The organism is Kitasatospora sp. NPDC059160, assembly GCF_042755465.1.
Lineage (GTDB): Bacteria > Actinomycetota > Actinomycetes > Streptomycetales > Streptomycetaceae > Kitasatospora.
Genome location: NZ_JBHZCN010000016.1, coordinates 79,745 through 97,874 on the forward strand (window position 1 = coordinate 79,745; position 18,130 = coordinate 97,874).

General features: G+C 74.0%; 20 protein-coding genes and 1 pseudogene. 11 read left to right on the forward strand and 10 right to left on the reverse strand.

Annotation, left to right across the window (positions count from 1 at the left end; all coding sequences use genetic code 11):
• Positions 1 to 6: 6 nt before the first annotated feature.
• Entirely contained in the window at positions 7 to 738 is a 732-nt protein-coding gene (locus ACFXOZ_RS09650; protein ID WP_380522231.1) for a class II aldolase/adducin family protein, read from the forward strand.
• Positions 739 to 840: 102 nt separating this feature from the next.
• On the opposite strand, the gene ACFXOZ_RS09655 is transcribed toward ACFXOZ_RS09650, so the two are convergent.
• Positions 841 to 1,710, reverse strand: a complete 870-nt coding sequence (locus tag ACFXOZ_RS09655) for a class I SAM-dependent methyltransferase (RefSeq protein ID WP_380588904.1) — start codon at positions 1,708 to 1,710, stop codon at positions 841 to 843.
• A 73-nt stretch (positions 1,711 to 1,783) separates the two neighbouring features.
• Between ACFXOZ_RS09655 and ACFXOZ_RS09660 the strand changes: the two genes are divergently transcribed.
• The 3 genes and pseudogenes from ACFXOZ_RS09660 to ACFXOZ_RS09670 all read left to right on the forward strand — a co-directional run bounded on the left by ACFXOZ_RS09660 (position 1,784) and on the right by ACFXOZ_RS09670 (position 4,208).
• Positions 1,784 to 2,386: a TetR family transcriptional regulator gene (locus tag ACFXOZ_RS09660; RefSeq protein ID WP_380588907.1), complete on the forward strand. Its 603-nt coding sequence runs from the start codon at positions 1,784 to 1,786 to the stop codon at positions 2,384 to 2,386.
• 58 nt (positions 2,387 to 2,444) lie between these two features.
• Positions 2,445 to 3,089: pseudogene (locus ACFXOZ_RS09665) on the forward strand (phosphotransferase); the annotation flags it as partial.
• Between the two features lie 126 nt (positions 3,090 to 3,215).
• Entirely contained in the window at positions 3,216 to 4,208 is a 993-nt protein-coding gene (locus ACFXOZ_RS09670; protein ID WP_380588910.1) for a GlxA family transcriptional regulator, read from the forward strand.
• 16 nt (positions 4,209 to 4,224) lie between these two features.
• Here ACFXOZ_RS09670 and ACFXOZ_RS09675 read toward each other — a convergent pair whose 3' ends face one another.
• The 5 genes from ACFXOZ_RS09675 to ACFXOZ_RS09695 all read right to left on the reverse strand — a co-directional run bounded on the left by ACFXOZ_RS09675 (position 4,225) and on the right by ACFXOZ_RS09695 (position 7,356).
• The gene (locus ACFXOZ_RS09675) at positions 4,225 to 4,848 is read right to left on the reverse strand and encodes a hypothetical protein (RefSeq protein ID WP_380588913.1); all 624 of its coding nucleotides are present in this window, start codon (positions 4,846 to 4,848) and stop codon (positions 4,225 to 4,227) included.
• Between the two features lie 374 nt (positions 4,849 to 5,222).
• Entirely contained in the window at positions 5,223 to 5,594 is a 372-nt protein-coding gene (locus ACFXOZ_RS09680) for a fic family toxin-antitoxin system, toxin component (RefSeq protein WP_380399960.1), read from the reverse strand.
• The gene (locus ACFXOZ_RS09685; protein ID WP_350508867.1) at positions 5,591 to 5,833 is read right to left on the reverse strand and encodes a plasmid mobilization protein; all 243 of its coding nucleotides are present in this window, start codon (positions 5,831 to 5,833) and stop codon (positions 5,591 to 5,593) included. Before ACFXOZ_RS09685 ends, ACFXOZ_RS09680 begins: the two co-directional genes overlap by 4 nt.
• 30 nt (positions 5,834 to 5,863) lie before the next feature.
• Complete coding sequence (locus tag ACFXOZ_RS09690; protein ID WP_380522242.1) at positions 5,864 to 6,529, reverse strand: ATP-binding protein; 666 nt, start codon at positions 6,527 to 6,529, stop codon at positions 5,864 to 5,866.
• 116 nt (positions 6,530 to 6,645) lie between these two features.
• Entirely contained in the window at positions 6,646 to 7,356 is a 711-nt protein-coding gene (locus ACFXOZ_RS09695) for a helix-turn-helix domain-containing protein (RefSeq protein WP_380522244.1), read from the reverse strand.
• A gap of 255 nt (positions 7,357 to 7,611) precedes the next feature.
• Between ACFXOZ_RS09695 and ACFXOZ_RS09700 the strand changes: the two genes are divergently transcribed.
• The 3 genes from ACFXOZ_RS09700 (at position 7,612) to ACFXOZ_RS09710 (ending at position 11,057) form a co-directional block, all read left to right on the forward strand.
• Positions 7,612 to 8,472 carry an NAD(P)H-binding protein gene (locus tag ACFXOZ_RS09700; RefSeq protein WP_380588916.1) on the forward strand — a complete coding sequence of 287 codons (861 nt, stop codon included), beginning with the start codon at positions 7,612 to 7,614 and terminating at the stop codon, positions 8,470 to 8,472.
• A 231-nt stretch (positions 8,473 to 8,703) separates the two neighbouring features.
• The gene (locus tag ACFXOZ_RS09705; RefSeq protein ID WP_380522248.1) at positions 8,704 to 9,540 is read left to right on the forward strand and encodes a slipin family protein; all 837 of its coding nucleotides are present in this window, start codon (positions 8,704 to 8,706) and stop codon (positions 9,538 to 9,540) included.
• 152 nt (positions 9,541 to 9,692) lie between these two features.
• Positions 9,693 to 11,057 carry an FAD-dependent oxidoreductase gene (locus tag ACFXOZ_RS09710; protein WP_380588919.1) on the forward strand — a complete coding sequence of 455 codons (1,365 nt, stop codon included), beginning with the start codon at positions 9,693 to 9,695 and terminating at the stop codon, positions 11,055 to 11,057.
• Between the two features lie 13 nt (positions 11,058 to 11,070).
• Here the strand turns inward: ACFXOZ_RS09710 and ACFXOZ_RS09715 are convergent, their stop codons facing one another.
• Together ACFXOZ_RS09715 and ACFXOZ_RS09720 are read right to left on the reverse strand one after the other, a co-directional pair.
• Positions 11,071 to 11,697, reverse strand: a complete 627-nt coding sequence (locus tag ACFXOZ_RS09715; RefSeq protein WP_380399971.1) for a TetR-like C-terminal domain-containing protein — start codon at positions 11,695 to 11,697, stop codon at positions 11,071 to 11,073.
• A gap of 139 nt (positions 11,698 to 11,836) precedes the next feature.
• Positions 11,837 to 12,004, reverse strand: a complete 168-nt coding sequence (locus tag ACFXOZ_RS09720) for a hypothetical protein (protein ID WP_380588922.1) — start codon at positions 12,002 to 12,004, stop codon at positions 11,837 to 11,839.
• 281 nt (positions 12,005 to 12,285) lie between these two features.
• Here ACFXOZ_RS09720 and ACFXOZ_RS09725 point away from each other — a divergent pair, with 281 nt between their 5' ends.
• The 4 genes from ACFXOZ_RS09725 to ACFXOZ_RS09740 all read left to right on the forward strand — a co-directional run bounded on the left by ACFXOZ_RS09725 (position 12,286) and on the right by ACFXOZ_RS09740 (position 15,947).
• Complete coding sequence (locus ACFXOZ_RS09725; RefSeq protein WP_380588925.1) at positions 12,286 to 13,107, forward strand: lipase family protein; 822 nt, start codon at positions 12,286 to 12,288, stop codon at positions 13,105 to 13,107.
• The gene (locus tag ACFXOZ_RS09730; protein WP_380588928.1) at positions 13,104 to 13,541 is read left to right on the forward strand and encodes a ribonuclease domain-containing protein; all 438 of its coding nucleotides are present in this window, start codon (positions 13,104 to 13,106) and stop codon (positions 13,539 to 13,541) included. The genes ACFXOZ_RS09725 and ACFXOZ_RS09730 overlap by 4 nt, the downstream gene beginning before the upstream one ends.
• A 157-nt stretch (positions 13,542 to 13,698) precedes the next feature.
• Positions 13,699 to 15,084: a chloride channel protein gene (locus ACFXOZ_RS09735; protein WP_380588931.1), complete on the forward strand. Its 1,386-nt coding sequence runs from the start codon at positions 13,699 to 13,701 to the stop codon at positions 15,082 to 15,084.
• A 149-nt stretch (positions 15,085 to 15,233) separates the two neighbouring features.
• Positions 15,234 to 15,947 carry a DUF2278 family protein gene (locus ACFXOZ_RS09740; RefSeq protein WP_380588934.1) on the forward strand — a complete coding sequence of 238 codons (714 nt, stop codon included), beginning with the start codon at positions 15,234 to 15,236 and terminating at the stop codon, positions 15,945 to 15,947.
• A 14-nt stretch (positions 15,948 to 15,961) separates the two neighbouring features.
• Here ACFXOZ_RS09740 and ACFXOZ_RS09745 read toward each other — a convergent pair whose 3' ends face one another.
• The gene (locus tag ACFXOZ_RS09745) at positions 15,962 to 16,645 is read right to left on the reverse strand and encodes a response regulator (RefSeq protein WP_380588937.1); all 684 of its coding nucleotides are present in this window, start codon (positions 16,643 to 16,645) and stop codon (positions 15,962 to 15,964) included.
• Positions 16,642 to 17,973 (reverse strand): histidine kinase, encoded by a 1,332-nt coding sequence (locus tag ACFXOZ_RS09750; RefSeq protein ID WP_380588940.1) that lies wholly within the window; start codon positions 17,971 to 17,973, stop codon positions 16,642 to 16,644. The genes ACFXOZ_RS09745 and ACFXOZ_RS09750 overlap by 4 nt, the downstream gene beginning before the upstream one ends.
• Positions 17,974 to 18,130 lie beyond the last annotated feature (157 nt).

An 18,130-nucleotide genomic window follows, 5' to 3' on the forward strand; every position in this document is an offset into this window, starting at 1 on the left:
GCCGCCATGGACACCGTCACCCCCCGAACCGGCGAGGAGGCGGCCGCCCTGGCCGCGCTCGGCAGCCGGGTGCTCGCCGAGGCGGGGCACGGGGACATGGTCTGGGGGCACCTGGCGGTCCGCGATCCGGACGGGCGCGGGGTGTGGATGAAGGCCTCGGGCTGGGGCCTGGAGGAGATCGACCGGGACCGGGTGCTGCTGGTCTCCTGGGACGGCGAGCGACTCGCGGGCGGCGAGCGGCTCGACGGCGGCGGTCGGGTGCACCTGGAGTACCCGATCCACACCGAGGTGCTGAAGGCCCGCCCGGACGTGCACGTCTCGCTGCACACCCACTCGGGCACCGTCAACGCCTTCTCCTCGCTGGGCGAGCCCTTGCGGCCACTGAGCCACGACGGGGTGCCCTTCGCCGAGCACGGCCTGCCGCGTTTCGGCGCGACCGCCGACCTGGTCCGCACCGCGGAGCTGGGCCGGGCCCTGGCCGCCGACCTCGGTGCCGCCCGGGCCTGTCTGATGCCGCAGCACGGCCTGCTCACCGTCGGCCGGGACGTCGCCCACGCGGTGATGTACGCCGTACTGCTGGAACGGGCCTGCGGCCTCCAGCTCACCGCTCGCGCGGCGGGCGGCCCGCGTCACTGGACCGGCCACCGGGAGAGTCTGGAGAAGGACGCGTCCGTCTGGCCGTCCAGCCAGATCGAGGCCGGCTGGCGCTACTGGGTACGGCGGACCGATCACCCCTGACCTCAGGGGACGTGAACCTCTGTCGGCTTCGACTCCGGGTGCTCTCACGCTGAATGGAAGTCAACTCACCTACCCCGTCGACCATTCGGTGCCCCGGGCGGATCAGGGCGCGTCGGTACGGAGGGCGGCGCTGGTCGCCAGGGTGGTGTAGGGCATGGTGAAGCGGCCGCCCAGGGCGTCGACGGCCGCGCCGACCGCGTCCAGGACCTCGGCCAGCGGGGCGGGTCGGAGCCCGGTGAGGCCGCCGGTGGTGGGGAGCAGGTCCAACCACTGGTCGCGTGTGTAGGACCGCTCCCAGGCGAAGCTCCACTGCTCCGGTTCGGCGAACCGCCCGGTCGCGCGGATGTCGTCGGCGGTCCTCGCGTACCCCGCGCGGTACAGCTCCAGCGGACGCCGGGCCGGCCGGTCGCCGAAGGGGGAGTCGGGCACCACCCGCCGGAAGGCCGCGGCGAACGGCTCGGCCACCTCGGCCGGCGGCTCGAAGACGTGGCCGAAGATCGTCAGGCGGCCCTTCGGGCGCAGCAGCCGGGCCGCCTTCGCCGCGTCGACGGCCGGGTCGACCCAGTGCCACGCCTGGCCGACGACCACGGCATCGAAGGTCCGACCGGCCGGCTCCCAGTCCTCGAAGGTCGCCACCTCGACCCGCAGGCCGCGGGCCCGCGCCAGGGCGGCCATCCGCGGGTCCGGGTCGATCCCGAGCACGGCGCAGCCGGCGGCCTGCAACTGACGGGCCGCGATGCCGGTGCCGCAGCCGACGTCGAGCACATCGACCACGTCGGGCACATCGGGCCCGGGGCTCCCCGCGACGATGCGCGCCACCAGTTCGTCGGGGTACGGAGGGCGGGCCCGGTCGTAGCGCTGCGCCTCCGCTCCGAAGGACTCGGCCACCTGCCGAGCCCGGTGGGGTTGCACCGACGCCGCCAACTGCGCCTGTTCCGGGCGCCCTTGCTGTCCGTGCGGTAAAGTGGGCATGCGCCCACCGTAGTGGGCAAGCGCCCACATGCCAAGCGACCGCCAGACTTCTGGCACCGGAGGGGGTCCGCACGTGCCGACCGGGGTACACCTGCGCGACGCGCGCCAGCAGCTGTTCGACGCCGCCGAACGCATCCTGCTGCGGGACGGCCCGAACGGGCTCACCAGCCGGGCCGTCACCGACGAGGCGGCCTGCGCCAAGGGTGTGCTGCACCGGCACTTCGCCGACTTCGACGCCTTCCTCACCGAACTGGTGATCGACCGGGCCGCGCAGCTCGAAGCCCACGCCCGGGCCCTGCGCGACTCCGTCGGCACCGGCACCGTGGCCGACAACCTCACCACCGCGCTGACCAGCCTGTTCGGCCCGGTCCCGGTGGCGATCATCCCGCTCATCACCTTCCGGGACGAGCTGCGCGCACGCCTGCGGCAGGCCATGCCGGGCGGCGGCATCGCGATCCTCTCCCAGGTCGCCACGGCGGTCTCCGCCTACCTGACGGAGGAACGCGCGGCGGGCCGCATCGCGGCCGACGCCGACATCGACTCGCTCACCCTCTCCCTCGTCGGCGGCGGCCACCTCCTCTTCGCGGACCGGGACCCCGGCCCACCCGCCCTGGAGACCGTCCACCAGCTGGTGACCACCGCCCTCGCCGACGTCCTCCACCGACGGCCCCGCTGACATGGCGATCGAAACGGAAGCGGTACAAACGCAGTTGGCGAGCGCGGGGCAGGCCGCCCTGGGCGGGGTCGAGGACGTCCGGGGCGAGAGCCTGGAAGCCCTGCTCGCTCGCGACCGGCGGGCCGCGGCGCCGGTGCTGGCCCGGCTCGGCGAGGCGCTGTAGGCGATGCGCGGCCACCGCGCGCCCGGCTACGGCAAGGTGGCGGTGGTCGACGAGGGCGGCCGCTCGCACGGGAGGTCCTGCGAGGAGGTCGTCCTCACCCGCGCCCGGCGGGACCTCGCCGAGGCGGCCGCGCGCGATCCCCGCGTGGCGCAGGCCCGTGACCAGCTGGCGGCGCGGCTGTCGGCGCTGGCCGAGGCCGTCCGGCCACGCGCTGAACATGCTGTGGTGCACGGTGAGTTGGGGCCCGACCATGTCCTGGTCGACCCGGCCGGACAGCCCGTGGTGATCGACATCGAGGGCACGATGTACTTCGACGTCGAGTGGGAGCACGTCTTCCTGCGGATCCGGCTGCACGAGGACTACCGGCCACTGGAACCGGCCGGGCTGGACGAACACAGGCTCGCCCTCTACCTGCTGGCGCAGCGGCTCTCGCTGACCGCGGGCCCGCTCCGGCTGCTCGACGGGGACTTCCCCGACCGGGCGGCGATGGCGGCCATCGCCGAGTACAACCTGAACCGCGCGCTGGACCTGGCCCGCTGAGGGACGGTCCGGTGTGCGGCAGGGCCGCCACGCGGAGGGCCCGCCCGCACGTCGCACCCCCCGCGTGGCGGAAATCGTCACCTTCGTGTCCTTGCTGCCATCGGGCCGTACGGCCAAGCTGGAGGGGTGAGCAGTCCACGCATCGTCTTCGCGGTCTTCCCCGAGTTCCAGATCCTCGACCTGACCGGCCCCCACGAGGTCTTCACCCACGCCGGGCGCCTGACCGGCGGCGTCGTCATCGAGACGGTGGCCGCGACGCCCGGCCCGTTGCCCTCCAGCGGCGGACTCGCCGTCTCCCCGACCCTGACGATCGACGAGTTCGACCGACGCGCCGAGCACCGCGCGCACGGCGGTGCCCACGCCCCTGTGGACACCCTCGTGGCGGTCGGCGGGGCGGGCGTGCAGCAGGCCTGCGAGGACCGCCGCTTCGTCGACTGGTTCGCCCGCACCGCCCGCCACGCGCGCCGGACCGCCTCGGTCTGCACCGGGGCGTTCCTGCTCGGCGCCGCCGGGCTGCTGGACGGGCGGCGCGCGGTCACCCACTGGTCGCGCTGCACCGATCTGGCCGACCAGTACCCGCTGGCCACCGTGGACCCGGATCCGATCTTCGTGCGCGACGGCGAGCTGTGGACCTCGGCCGGGATCACCGCGAGCATGGACCTCGCGCTCGCCATGACGGAGGCCGACCACGGCCCGGAGGTGTCCCGCGCGATCGCCCGTCAGCTGGTGATGTTCGTCCAACGCCCGGGCGGGCAGGCGCAGTTCAGTGCCCAGCTGGCGGCCCAGCGGCCGGAGCGGGCCCCGCTGCGGGAGGTCCTCGACTGGATCTCCGACCACCCCGACGGCGACCTGGGCGTCCCCGCCCTGGCCGCCCGGGCCGCGATGAGCGAGCGGAACTTCACCCGGGTCTTCCGCGCGGAGACCGGCCGCACGCCCGCCGCGTACGTGGAGAGCGTCCGGATCGAGGCTGCCAGACGACTGCTGGAGAGCACCGCCGCGACCCTCGACGCCGTCGCCCACTCCTGCGGCTTCGGCACCGTCGAGACCCTGCACCGCAGCTTCCGGCGCACCCTGCGCGTCACCCCCGGCGAGTACCGCCGGCACTTCTCCCACTGGTGACGGCCCGTAGCGGGGCCTACGGCGCGAAGGTGAACTGCGGCCTCGGCTTGAGGCTCTTGAGGCACAGCAGGTACTTGTCGCTGCCGTGCTTGTAGGTGAAGTAGCTGTCGGCGTCGGGGTACTTCCGGCACTCCGTCTCACCGTCGTTGGAGTCGTCCGCCCGGCCCACGACCCGGGCGTCGGCCTGCGGGTCGGAGCAGGGAACCACCTTGAGGTCCGGGTTCTTGTCGTCCAGACCGGGGATGGCGATCACGTTGCTGTTGTGGACGCAGTCGCCGGCCTTGGCGAACTCCGGGTCGTCCTTCAGGAGCACGAAGAGCAGCGTGGCCAGGACGGCGGGGATGAGCACCCCGACGATCGTGGGCCGCAGGTAGACCGGCTTGCCCGGGTCCATCGGCGTGCTGGGGCCGCCGGGCAGCGGCTCGGCGAGCTTGTTGATCTTCGAGCGCTGCGGGATGTTGAGCAGCATGACGATCGGGTTGATGATCATCGACGGGATGCCCCACCAGCCCTGCCACAGGCTGTCGGAGGTCATCTCCCGGTGCGTGGCGATGCCGCAGTCGCGGCAGTACGGGCCCCGGCGCTTGAGGTAGCGCAGGACGACGATGAAGCCCTGGTGCCCGCGGATCGTGGCGTTCACGGCCGGGACGGAGCCGCAGACGGCGCAGGTGAGCTGCCCCTCGCCGTAACCGGGCGCCGCCCCCTCAATCGGGACGGCGGAGGCGGTCTCCGTGGGCGCAGCGGGAACGGCAGGCGCAGCAGGCGCGGTGGCTTCGGCGGGCCCGGTGGCGTCGGGCAGCTCGGCAGACTGAGTGGAAATGGTGGATCCCCCGTGGTGATCAAGAAAGTTCGCCGGGGAAACCTATCGCCCCTCGAACACCAAGACCGGACCATGGGGGCGCCAAGGAGCGGAAGGTCACCGAACCGTGATCCCAAATCGGTCGTTCGCCGTCGAATTCCGGCGACGCCCGTCCCAAGGCCCCGGGCTCCCCTGGCACCCCGAACTCCCCTGGCTCAGTGGTACCAGGTGCGGATCTTGGCCGCGGTCTCCCGGACGTCGGCGTTCCCGGCCCGGATCCGGGCGGCCAGTTCGACGGCCTGCTTGGAGTCGGCCGTGACGATGACGCCGGAGGCGCTCAGGTAGGAGGCGGCCACCACGGCGGCGAAGTGCTCGTTGGCGGACTCCAGCGCCGGGACCCGGATCAGCTGGTGCATCAGGGCGGCCGCCCGCTGGTGCACGGCGCCGTAGACCGGCACCTCCATCACCTCGTCGGCGTGCCGGGCCACGGCGGCGGCCAGGGTGCCGTAGTCGGTGACGTCCGGGTCGCTCGGCAGGAACTGGTGCGCGATGTCGAGCAGCCAGACCCGGTCGATCCGCAGGATCACGCGGCGTCCGCCGTGGCGTCGCGGGTGCTGCGCGGGTACGGCCCGAACTCCTCCTCGAACGCGGGCCCCCAGGCCTGGGCGAAGTGGGCGGCGGCGGTGAGGAACCGCTCGCGCCGCTCGTCCGCCTCCTCCGCCAGCACCTTGCGCGCGTAGTCGGGCAGGCTCATCCCGGCGGCCTCCGCGCGCTGCTCCAGGGCCTCGTGCACGGCGTCGTCCAGTCGGACGTTCAACTGCTTCATGGCGGTGAGCGTAGCCCCAGCTACGGATCGCTACAAGGCGGCCTCGGCACTCCGACCGCTGGCACGGGACGCCGCCGGGCCGTGTTCGACCCGGACCTCCAGGGCCGGCCAGTGCGCCGCCCACCGGGCCAGCCGCTCCGCGTCCGGGAGGCCCTGCGGGACCAACGCGGCGTCCGGGTGGAAGGTCACGCAGGTGCCGGTGGTGCCGTCGGGCTCGATCGGGTCGAGGCCGGTGACGGGGAGGCCGTGCTCGTAGCGCTGCGTCCAGGCGCCGTTGAGCCGGCGGTTGGTGTGGAGCAGCCGGGTGCTGAGCGCCGCGACCACCGACATGCCCCGGCGCGGGTGCCCGTCCGGGAGCAGCTCCGCGCCGGGGTCGTCGAAGAAGCGCAGGTCCTTGGTCGCCATGACCGGCTTCTTGACCGCCTCGCCGTGCTCGTCGACCCGGGTGTCGGTGCCCCGGCCGTCGTCGCGGACCGAGACCGCGCCGTCGGCGTGCAGGGTGACCACGCACCGGCCGGTGCCGCGCGCGGCCGCCTCGTCGCCCGGGTAGGCGAGTACCTCCAGCACCAGGTGCGCCACTCCGCCCGGTGCCAGGCCGCCCGCCCCCGCGCGGATCCCGGCGAGGTGCTCAGCGTCCACGGCGGCCGCCCAGTCGTGGGTGGTGTTGGTCCAGGTGTCCTTCGGGGTCGCGTCCATCCGAGGAGTATGCCCCAGCGCCCGGCGGCCGCCCACCATGGCTGTCCAGCACCGGCCGACCCCCAACACGCCGCGCCGGTAGGAAAGTTGCCGGACGGCCGCACGGGGGCGTCCGCTCACCCGGTGACGAGCCGTCGGCCGCTGATCTCGGCCGGGCGGATCCGGACCCAGCGGGGCCGGTCGCCGCCGGCCCAGGGGGCCGCGCCGGGCAGCCCGTCGAGGCGCTGCAGTTCGGCCGGGTCGTCGACGTACCGCGCCGTGCCGAGGGCGAGCACGCTCCAGCCGCGCCCCAGGTACTCGTCGATGCGGTCGACCTGGAAGGACACCTGTGCCCCCGACTCCGGCGCGGTGGCGGTGCGTTCACCGGTGCGGTAGGCGAAGGAGGCCTGGTCCACCACGTAGTTGACGGGGTAGACCGCCGGGCCCGGGCGCACCGGCAGGCCGATCCGGCCGATCCCGTGGGTGCCGACCAGCTCCCAGCACTCGGCGTCGGTGAGGTCGAGCAGGCGGGGTCGGGGGCCGGGCCCTTCGTGGCCGGGCGGGGCGTCCGCGCGGCCGGCCACGAGCTCCTCCCGACTGAGGCCGAGGGCGGCGGCGATCCGGACGAAGCCGCCGGGGTCGAAGGCGGGTCCGGCTTCGAGCAGGTGGCGCAGGTACTGCGGGGCCATCGCGGCCCGCTGGGCCAGGGCGTCCTCGGTGAGGCCGAGTTGACCGAGGCGTTCGGCGATCCGGCGAGCCACGACGGCGGGGTCGGGATCGGCGGTGGGATCGGCATCGGGGGTGCGGTCGGGATCGGGGGTGCGGTCGGGATCGGGAGTGTCGTTCACGGTGGTGGCTCCTCGGCTCGCCAAGGGGGGTGCCCGGACCGGTGTCCGGGCGGTGACCAGGCCGGATCCATCCAAGCGTCCGGCCCACCCCGAGTCGAGGAACGGCAGCGCCCCGTGCGTGTCGGAGAACCCCGGGGCGGGCCCGCGGGGCCCCGACCTTGATCACCCGTCCGCCGCCTGCGATCATCCCCCTGACGCGAACTCAAGTCCGCTTCGCGACAACGGGGAACAACGGGGAAGCAAGGAGACACATCCGTGATCGTCGTGACGGGTGCCACCGGTACGGTCGGCTCGAGGGTCGTCGTCGGACTGCGCGAACGCGGGCTGGCGGTGCGGGCCCTGGTGCGCGGCGGGTCGGCGGGCCCGGCCGAGTGGGACGCGGGGGTCGAGCGGGTCGCCGCCGACTTCACCGACCCGGCCTCGCTGGACGCCGCCCTGGACGGGGCCGACACCGTCTACCTGCTGGTCGCCGTGCATCCGGAGATGGCCCAGCACGAGCGCAACGTGATCGACGCCGCCGTGCGCACCGGCCGCCGGCCGCGGATCGTGCTGCACGCGGCCGCCGGCGTCGAGTACCGGCCGGAGGGGGTGCGCTTCGTCGGCTCGCACGTCACGGGCCTGGACCACCTCAAGGACTCCGGCCTGCCGTGGACCGTCCTCGGCCCGAACGGCTTCCACCAGAACTTCCTCGGCACGGCCCCGACCGTCAAGGCCGGCCACCTGGCCGTGCCGGGCGGCGAGGGCGCGGTGGCGTACGTGGACGCCCGGGACGTCGCGGCGGCCGCCGTCGAGGTGCTGGCCACCGAGGGCCACGAGGGCGCGGTCTACACCCTGACCGGCCCGGCCGCGCTCACCCACGACGAGGTGGCCGAGCAGCTGTCCGCCGCCGCGGGCCACCCGGTCGCCTACGCCGCGCTCACCCCGGAGGTCGCCCTCGACGGCCTGCTGAACATGGGCTGGGACCGGTGGCGGGCCGAGGGCATGGTCGAGCTGTACGGGCTGTACGCGGCCGGGCTGGCCTCGCCGGTCAGCCCGGACGTCGAGAAGCTGACCGGCCGTCCGCCCCGCTCCTTCGCCGAGTTCGCCGCCGAGCACGCGGACGCCTTCCGCGCCTGAGCCACCCGCGCCGTTCCCGTCCCCGGGCCCCCGGGGGCGGGAACGGGGACGGGGACGGACCACCTCTCCCGGCGCCACCGCAGATCGTCAACTCACCGTCAAGATCCCTGCACGGCCCTTACCGTGCCGTCCGGCCGGGCGCATACTGTGCTGCGCGCGGCGAGCGCCCGGCGACAGGGCCACACCGGACCCGGCCCGGCCGCACCGCGACGGGGAGCAGGTGGAACTGGCGTGGCAGCACTCGTGATCGTCGCCGTGGTCGTCCTCTTCTTGTTGACGACCGGCGTGCGGGTGGTCCAGCAGTACGAGCGCGGTGTGGTGTTCCGGCTCGGCCGGGTGCGCGGGACGGTCCGCGAGCCGGGCCTGACGCTGCTGATCCCGGTGCTCGACAAGATGCGCAAGGTGAACGTCCAGGTGGTCACCATGCCGGTGCCCACCCAGGAGGGCATCACCAAGGACAACGTGTCGGTGAGCGTCGACGCGGTGCTGTACTTCCGCGTGATCGAGCCGATCAGGGCCACCGTGGACGTGCAGAACTACAACTTCGCCATGCTGCAGGTCGCCCAGACCTCGCTGCGCTCGATCATCGGCAAGAGCGAGCTGGACGACCTGCTGTCCGGCCGGGAGAACCTCCACCACGACCTGGAGGTCATGCTGGAGAGCCCCGCGTCGGGCTGGGGCGTGCACATCGACCGGGTGGAGATCAAGGACGTCAGCCTGCCCGACTCGATGAAGCGCTCGATGGCCCGCCAGGCCGAGGCGGACCGCGAGCGCCGGGCCCGTATCATCACCGCGGACGGCGAGTTCCAGGCCGCCGCCAAGCTCGCCGAGGCGGCGGCCACGATGTCCGCGACGCCGGCGGCCCTCCAACTGCGCATGCTGCAGACGGTGGTCGAGGTGGCGGCGGAGAAGAACTCGACGCTGGTGCTGCCGTTCCCGGTGGAGATGCTGCGGTTCTTCGAGGCCTCCGCGAACCGGCTCGCCGAGGGGGCCCCACCGGCCCCCGCACCCGCCGTCCCCACGCAGGCACGCGACGCCGAACCCGCCGCTCCGGTCGACGGCAGCTGACGTCCGGCCGGCCCGGAAAGTTCCCGGGCCGGCCATAACTTGGCTCTATGAGGTCATAGATCGACACCGCCTACACCTCCGCGCGGCCAGCGGGTTGGCTGCAAGGGTCCAGACCATTCGGCCCGCTCCGTCCACCCGGAGGATTCACCCGCATGACCCGCTCGATCCGAGTCGCCATCGTCGGAGCCGGCCCCGCCGGGATCTACGCCGCCGACGCCCTGCTCAAGTCCGACGCCGCGAAGGCGCCCGGCGTCTCGATCGACCTGTTCGAACGGATGCCGGCCCCGTTCGGCCTGATCCGCTACGGCGTGGCCCCCGACCACCCGCGGATCAAGGGCATCGTCACCGCCCTGCACCAGGTCCTCGACAAGCCCCAGGTCCGCCTGTTCGGCAACGTCGACTACCCGACCGACCTCACCCTGGACGACCTGCACCGCCACTACGACGCCGTGGTCTTCTCCACCGGCGCGATGGCGGACCGCTCGCTCGACCTCCCGGGCATCGACCTGGACGGCTCCTACGGCGCCGCGGACTTCGTCTCCTGGTACGACGGCCACCCGGACGTGCCGCGCACCTGGCCGCTGGAGGCCGAGAAGGTCGCCGTCCTCGGCGTCGGCAACGTCGCCCTGGACGTCGCCCGAATCCTCGCCAAGACCGCCGACGAGCTGCTGCCCACCGAGATCCCCCCGAACGTGTACGAGGGCCTCAAGGGCAACCGCGCCGTCGAGGTCCACGTCTTCGGCCGCCGCGGCCCGGCCCAGGCCAAGTTCAGCCCGATGGAGCTGCGCGAGCTGGACCACTCGCCCACCATCGAGGTCATTGTCAACCCCGAGGACATCGAGTACGACGAGGGCTCGATCGCCGAGCGCCGCGCCGTCAAGCACGTCGACCTGGTCGCCGCCACCGTCGAGAACTGGGCGATCCGCGACGTCGGCGACCGCCCCCACCGGGTCTACCTGCACTTCTTCGAGTCCCCGGTCGAGGTCCTCGGCGAGGACGGCAAGGTCGTCGGCCTGCGCACCGAGCGCACCGAGCTCGACGGCACCGGCAACGTGCGCGGCACCGGCCGGCACACCGACTGGGACGTCCAGTCGGTCTACCGCGCCGTCGGCTACTACTCCGACGAGCTGCCCAAGCTGCCCTTCGACCCGGTCTCCGGCACCGTCCCGCACCAGGCCGGCCGCGTCCTGGACGGCGACGGCTCGCACGTCACCGCCGTCTACGTCACCGGCTGGATCAAGCGCGGCCCGGTCGGCCTGATCGGCCACACCAAGGGCGACGCCAACGAGACCGTCGCCTGCCTGCTGGAGGACCACGCCACCGGCCGGCTGCCCGGCGCCACCGAGCCCGACCCGGCGGCGATCGAGGAGCACCTGCGCGCCCGCAGTGTCCGCTACACCACCTGGGACGGCTGGAAGCAGCTCGACGCCCACGAGCGGGAGCTCGGGCAGGCCGAGGACCGCGAGCGCGTCAAGGTCGTCGAGCGCGAGGACATGCTGCGCCACAGCGGGGCCTGAGGCACGTCGGCGGTCACCGGCGGACGATCGGCAGCAGCACCTCGTCGACGATCTCCGCCGGGTCCAGTTCCACGGCGCCCCCGCCGCACAGCTTGATCCGGTAGAGCATCAGCGCCGGCACCACGTCGGTGACCAGCGGGCTGACCGCCCCGGGGCGGACCTCGCCCCGGGCGGTGCCCCGGTCGAGCACCTCGGCGATCAGCGCTGTGGTCGGGTCGACCACCCGCTCCTGCACCAGCTCCAGGAAGACCCGGGCCCGCTGGTGGTCGATCTCGCTCATGATGGCGCGGACGGCGGCGCCCAGGTCGCTGAACATCGCGGCGCGCAGCCCGGCCACCACCTCCAGGAGGTCCCCGCGCAGGCTCCCGGTGTCCGGGGCCGGCCGGGCCGGCGGCAGGGCGGCCCGCAGGGCGTCCATCACCAGCTCCTCCTTGGAGGACCACCGCCGGTAGAGGGCGGCCTTGCCGGTCTGCGCCGCGGCGGCCACGCCCTCCATGGTCAGCCGGGCGTAGCCGTCGGTGGTGAGCTGCTGGAGGGCCGCCCCGTAGATGGCGCTCTCCAGCGCCTCCCCGCGCCGACGGACCGGGGTGCCGGCCGCGTGCACGGTCCCGCCCTCGGCGGTTCGGACTTCAGCGGACATCGCTGCACACCTTCCGGGGACTCCCTGTTCACCAGGCCTACCGCCAATGTTAGTGAACGAATCCGTTCCCTCCCAAGCACCGTACGCGGTTCGGCCCCCGGCGCCGGCCTGCGGCTCCGGGGGCCGGCGGGGCACGGGCTCAGCGGTCGGCCTGGTAGGCGTTGAGCTTGCTCAGCGGGCCGTGGCTGCCGTCCTGGTAGACCGGCTGCATCTGGACGTCGCCGTAGATCTGGAACAGCTTCTTCGCCGGGTCGGCGGCGGTCGGGTTGCAGTTCGGGAAGCCGGTGTACCAGTAGATGCTGGCCACGCCGTCGCCCTGCACGGGCGGCGAGCTTCATGGTCTCAAGTCCCTTTGCTCGATGGTGGAGTTCGTCCGGTGCCTCGACGAGGCCGCCGACGCCACCAACTAGCGCACCGGCCACCACCAGCCGCAAATCCCATGAAGCAATCAGCTGACCCGTCTACCTACGGACCGGTTCGTGCGCCGCCCCTGCTCTGTTGGAACGACTCCCGGGCCCGTCGCCCGGCCGTCGGCGGGCGGTTCCGCTACCAACGAGGGACGCCCCCCATCGAAAGGCGGCCCCCTTCGTGCCCGTCCCCACCACCTTCGACCAGAGCGCGACCGGCTACAGCCTCGCCCACGCCTACTGGCTGGCCAGGGCCTCGGACCTCGCCTACCAGAACGACGCCACCGTCGACCGGCAGGCCCGGGACTGGGGCTTCGACACCGTGCGCCACCACGACACCCGGTTCACCCCGCCGTTCCCGCTCCAGGACACCCAGGCCTACACCATGGCGAGCGACCGGATGATCGTGGTCGCCTTCCGCGGCACCGAGCCCAAGGAGCTCCGCGACTGGCTCACCGACTCCACCACCCCGCCCTGGCCGGGCCCCGCCGGCACCGGCTACGTCCACTACGGCTTCGCCGAGGCCCTGGACTCGGTCTTCCCGGACGTCCTCAAGACCCTCACCGAACTCCGCACCGACGGGCAGAGCGTCTGGCTCACCGGCCACAGCCTCGGCGGCGCCCTCGCCATGCTCGCCGCCGCCCGCCTCCACCTGGAGGACCCCCGGCTGACGGCCGACGGCGTGTACACCTTCGGCCAGCCCCGCACCTGCGACCGGCTGCTCACCGCCGCGTACGACCGGGCCTTCCAGGGCCGGAACTACCGCTTCGTCAACAACAACGACATCGTCCCCCAGCTGCCGCCCGAGCCGGCCTTCACCCACGTCGGCGCCCTGCGCTTCATCGACTCGACCGGGACGGTCCACGAGGGCGCCAGCGGCCTGCTCTCCGGCCTCGCCAACCGGGCCAAGGGCTTGACCTCCGCCGCCTTCGAGCCCACCGGCGAAGGCGTCCGCGACCACTTCATGCGCAACTACCTGACGGCATTGGAGAAGAACCTGTGACCGCCCGCCTCGCCAAGACCGCCCTCGCCCTGCTGCTCACCGTCGGCCTCGCCCCGGCCGCCGTGCCCGCGCACGCCGTCACGGCCGCCCGGGCCCCGGCCGCGCTCCTCCAGCCGCCGCTGCCGCTCGAAGCCTTCCCGCCGCAGGTAGCCCGGGCCTGCGACATCTGGCGCCAGCTGGAGTGGCCGGCCACCCCGCAGCCCATCACCTACCGCCTCCCGGACGGCGAGTTCATCCGCGGCGGCAACCCGTACGGCAACCGCAGCGGCGATCTGCCGCAGGCCACCACCTACCACGAGTACGACGTCAACCCCCGCCCCACCGCCAACACCCACCGGGACGCCGAGCGCATCGTCCGCGACACGGTCTCCAAGCGGGTCTACTACACCGCCGACCACTACGCCGACTTCCGCGAGATCTCCTACGGCTGCTGACCCGCAGCCCGCCCCGGGCACCCGCCGCCACCGCGGCGGGTGCCCGCTCCCGTGTGCGGCGCCCGTACGGGCGGCACGCCGTGCGGGGCGGGCGGGCCCCGGCGAGACTCGGTCGCAGGGCGGGGGCCAGCACCATGAGCTACCCGAAGGAGCGGTCATGCCGGAGCCCGAGCCGCCGGACACGCCCCCGCGGCAGGGCGGCGGCCCCACCCTGCGCGAGGTGCTGCTGCACCGCGGCTACCTCGGGCTGCTGCTGGTCGCGGTGCTGGTCGGCGTCCCGATCTCGCTGGTCGCCTTCGGGTTCGTCGGCCTGGAGCACGAACTCCAGCACTGGATCTGGGAGAGCCTGCCGGACGCCGCCGGCTTCGACCGGGCGCCCTGGTGGTGGCCGCTGCCCGCGCTGGCGCTGGCCGGGCTGCTGCTCGCCCCGATCGTCACCCGGCTGCCCGGGCGCGGCGGCCACGTGCCGGTGGACGGGCTCGGCGGCGCGCCCAGCCTGCCCCGGGACGTGCCGGGAGTGGTGCTGGCCGCGCTCGTCGGCCTGCCGCTCGGTGCGGTGCTCGGCCCGGAGGCGCCGCTGATGGCGCTGGGCGGCGGGCTCGCGCTGCTCGCCGTCCGGGCGCCCGCCCGGGCCCGGAACCCGCGGGTCGTCCCGGTGCTGGGCACAGCCGGGGCCGCGGCGGCGATCTCGACGATCTTCGGCAGCCCGCTGGTGGCCGCGGTGATGATGATCGAGGCGGCCGGGCTCGGCGGCCCCCAGCTGGTCGCGCTGGTCCTGCCCTGCCTGCTCGCCAGCGGCGTCGGCGCCCTGGTGTTCACCGGCTTCGGGCACTGGACCGGCCTGTCGATCGGCGCGCTCTCACTGCCGCACGTGCCCGCGACCGGCACCCCCGACCCCGGGGACTTCCTGTGGGGGGTGCCGCTGGCGGTCGCGGTCACGCTGGTCTGCGTGGCCGGGCAGACGCTGGGCCGACGGGTCAAGGCCTTCACGGACACCACGACCGCCCCGCGGACGGCGCTGCGCACCGCCGTCCGCACGGTCGGCTGCGCTGTCGCGGTCGGCGCCTGCCTCACCGCGTACGCGCTGCTCACCGGCCGCTCGCCGGAGGAGGCCGCGCTCTCCGGCCAGGCCACCCTGGGCGCACTCGCGGCCGACCCGGCGGCCTGGCCGATCGGCGCGCTGCTGGCGCTGGTGCTGTGCAAGACGCTCGGCTGGGGCATCGCGCTGGGCAGCCTGCGCGGCGGGCCGATCTTCCCCGCCGTCCTGATCGGCGCCGCCCTCGGTGTGGCCTGCGCGCCGCTGCCGGGCCTGGGCACCGCACCGGCGCTGGCCGCCGGGCTGGCCGCCTCCGGCGCGGCCGTGACCAGGCTGCCGGTGACCAGTACCGTGCTTGCCACGATGCTGCTGGGCGGGCAGGCGGCGAACGCGATGCCGCTGCTGATCGTCTCCGCCGTGACGGCCTTCCTCACCGCCGAACTGCTGCGCGGCCGGGCCCGCCCCGCCCCGGAGGCAGCGACCCCGGCGCCGGTCCACCCGGCCTGACCCCTCGGTCCGCGGACTCGTCAACGTTCGGTGCCGTGGCTACCCCTCCGGGGGACGGAAGGTGAACATTCGCCGATTCCCCGGCCCCGCACCCGGCGCGTGGGCGATAACGGAGGGGCTCCTGGCCGACCCCATCCGAGGAACCGCCCATGCCCATCGCCCAGTACGGCGTGCTCGCCGCCACCGCCGTCGACCGCCGCCGCGAGGGCGCCACCGGCACCCCGCACTACCAGATCCACCTGCGCGACGCCGCCGGCACCGACTACCGCGCGGCCGTCAACGTGCTCTCCCAGCAAGCCCCTTCGAACCTGCTCTACTTCGCCGACGAGAACTTCCGGCACCCGGTGACCGCCCTCCTCCCGGCCGCCGGCAGCGGCTGGACGGCGCTGGACTCCCGCCCGGGCACGGCGAGTCTGGACTTCGTCCGCGGCAAGCTGTTCGACCACGCGGCGATGCACGTGCTGCCGCCCGACCTCCCCGGCCCGGACAACGACCTCGCCGACCTGCTCGACCACTACGTGCAGCACGCCATCGCCGACCCGAACGCCGCCCTGTACGTGTTCGGCCAGCGCTTCGGGCCCGAACCCGGCGTCCCCGACAAGGTGTTCGGCTTCCTGCCCGGCAACGGCGTGCACGACGTGCACATGAACCAGGGCAACAGCGGCCAGTTCCGCGGGGACGACGGGGTGTACCAGGACGGCGCCCTGCTGATCCACCTGCCGGACGAGAACCGCTGGACGGCGGTGTTCCTCGCCTTCCAGTCGCAGTCCTGGCACACCGACGACCGCACCGGCCACGGCCTGCCGGGCTCCGTCCCGCACCCCGGCCGGGCGCCGCAGGACTCCCCCAACAGCCAGGTGTAGCCGCCTCCGCCGGATCAGGTGGTGATCGGCGGATTGGGCCGGGTCAGCCCGCGGTCGTAGGCGAAGATCACGGCCTGCACCCGGTCCCGGGCGCCGATCTTCGCCAGCACCCGGCTGACGTGCGTCTTGACGGTCGATTCGGCCAGCACCAGCCGCTGGGCGATCTCGTTGTTCGTCCAGCCCTGGGCGATGGCCACCAGGATCTCCCGCTCGCGCTCGGTCAGCGCCTCCAGCCGCGGGTCCTCGACGGGCGCCGCGCCGACCGGGCGGACCGGCAGGTGGTGGGCGTAGGCGTCGAGCAGCCGCCGGGTGATCGCCGGGGCCACCACGGCGTCGCCCTCGGCGACGGCGCGGATCCCGGCGAGCAGTTCCTCCGGCCGCGCATCCTTGAGCAGGAAGCCGCTGGCCCCGGCGCGCAGCGCGGCGTGCGCGTACTCGTCCAGGTCGAAGGTGGTGAGGACCAGGATGCGCGAGCGCCCGCCCCCGGCGACGATCCGGCGGGTGGCCTCGATGCCGTCCATGCCGGGCATCCGGATGTCCATCAGGACGACGTCGGGCCGCAGGTCGGCGGCGAGCCGGACGGCCTCGGCGCCGTGCGCGGCCTCGCCGACCACCTCGGTGTCGGGCTGGCTCTCCAGCAGCATTCGGAAGCCGTAGCGCTGCAGTGGCTGGTCGTCCACGATGAGGACGGTGGTCACGGGTGGCCGCCTGTCGGGTCGGGGGTGAGGTCCAGGACGGCCTCCACGGTCCATCCTGCCCCAGGGCCGGGGCCCGCCGTGACGCTCCCGCCGTACAGGGCGGCGCGTTCGCGCATCCCGGCCAGGCCGTGGCCCTCGCCGTCCGGTCGCGTCGGCGGGCGGGTGCCGCCGGGCGGGCCGGCGTCCTGGACGCGCACCCGCAGCCGGGTGGCGTCGACGGTCAGGGTGACGTGCGCCCGGGTGTCCGCTCCGGCGTGCTTGAGGGTGTTGGTGAGGGCCTCCTGGACGATCCGGTAGGCCATCAGCTGGACGCCGCGGTCCAGCCGGTCCGGGTCGCCGGAGACGGTGTACACCACCTGGGGGCCGGCCGCGCGGATCCGGGCGCACAGGCCGTCCACGTCGGCGATGCCGGGCTGGGGGTTGAACTCGGCGGCCTGGTCGGCCTGGTCGCGCAGCACGCCGAGCATCCGGCGCAGCTCGCCGAGCGCCTGGCGGCTGGTCTCGCCGATCAGTTGCAGCGCCTCCCGGCCGCGCTCGGGGTGGGTCTGGGCGGCGTAGGCGCCGCCGTCGGCCAGGGTGACGATCACGGACAGGTTGTGGCCGATGATGTCGTGCATCTCGCGGGCCACCCGGGTGCGTTCGGTGGCGGTGGCCAGCCGGCTGCGCTGGTCGCGCTCGATCTCCAGCCGGGCCGCCCGCTCGCGCAGCCCGGCCAGCTGGGCGCGGCGGATGCGCACCGCGATGCCCAGGGCGACGCCCGCGGTGGCGGCGCTGACCAGGAAGAACAGGGCGTCCCCGACCGGCAGTCCACCGCCCGAGACCTCGACCGCGGCCAGCGCCATCGCCCCGACCATCAGCAGGCAGGACCAGGCCAGGTGCCGCAGCCGGCCGTGCAGGGCCAGGCTGTAGAGCGCCACCAGCAGGGCCGCGTCGGCGCGCAGGCCCACGCCCAGCGACCACTGCAGGACGAACACCGCCATGATCACCGCGAAGGCCACCGTGGGCCGGCGGCGGCGCCACAGCAGCGGCAGCACCAGGCCGGCCTGGAGGAGCAGCGTCCACGGCAGCGGCAGCCGGACCAGGTTGAGCCGGTGCTCGTGCGGCCCGGTGTCCCCGTGGCCGGCGTCCCCGTGGCCGGGGAACAGGTCGGGCAGGCCGAACATCAGGAACACCACGGCGAGCACGGCGGCGTCCAGCACCCACGGGTGCGCGCGGTCCGCCTCGCGCAGCCGCTGGCCGATCCGGGCCAGCCGGGCGAACAGCGGGTGGCCGGACAGCGCGTCGGTGGTCGCGAACGGGCCGGCGGAGGCGGAGTGGTCCTCGCTCACCGGGGGTTCTCCCTGCTGGTCGGGGGCGGACGGACGGAACGGTGCGGCGCCGGTGAAGGACCGGCGCCCCCCCCCGCGCCAAGCGCGTATAAACAAAAGAACCAGCCGACCACAAAAGCAGTTTAGATAACGGTGGTAGCCGTATAAAAAAAAAAAG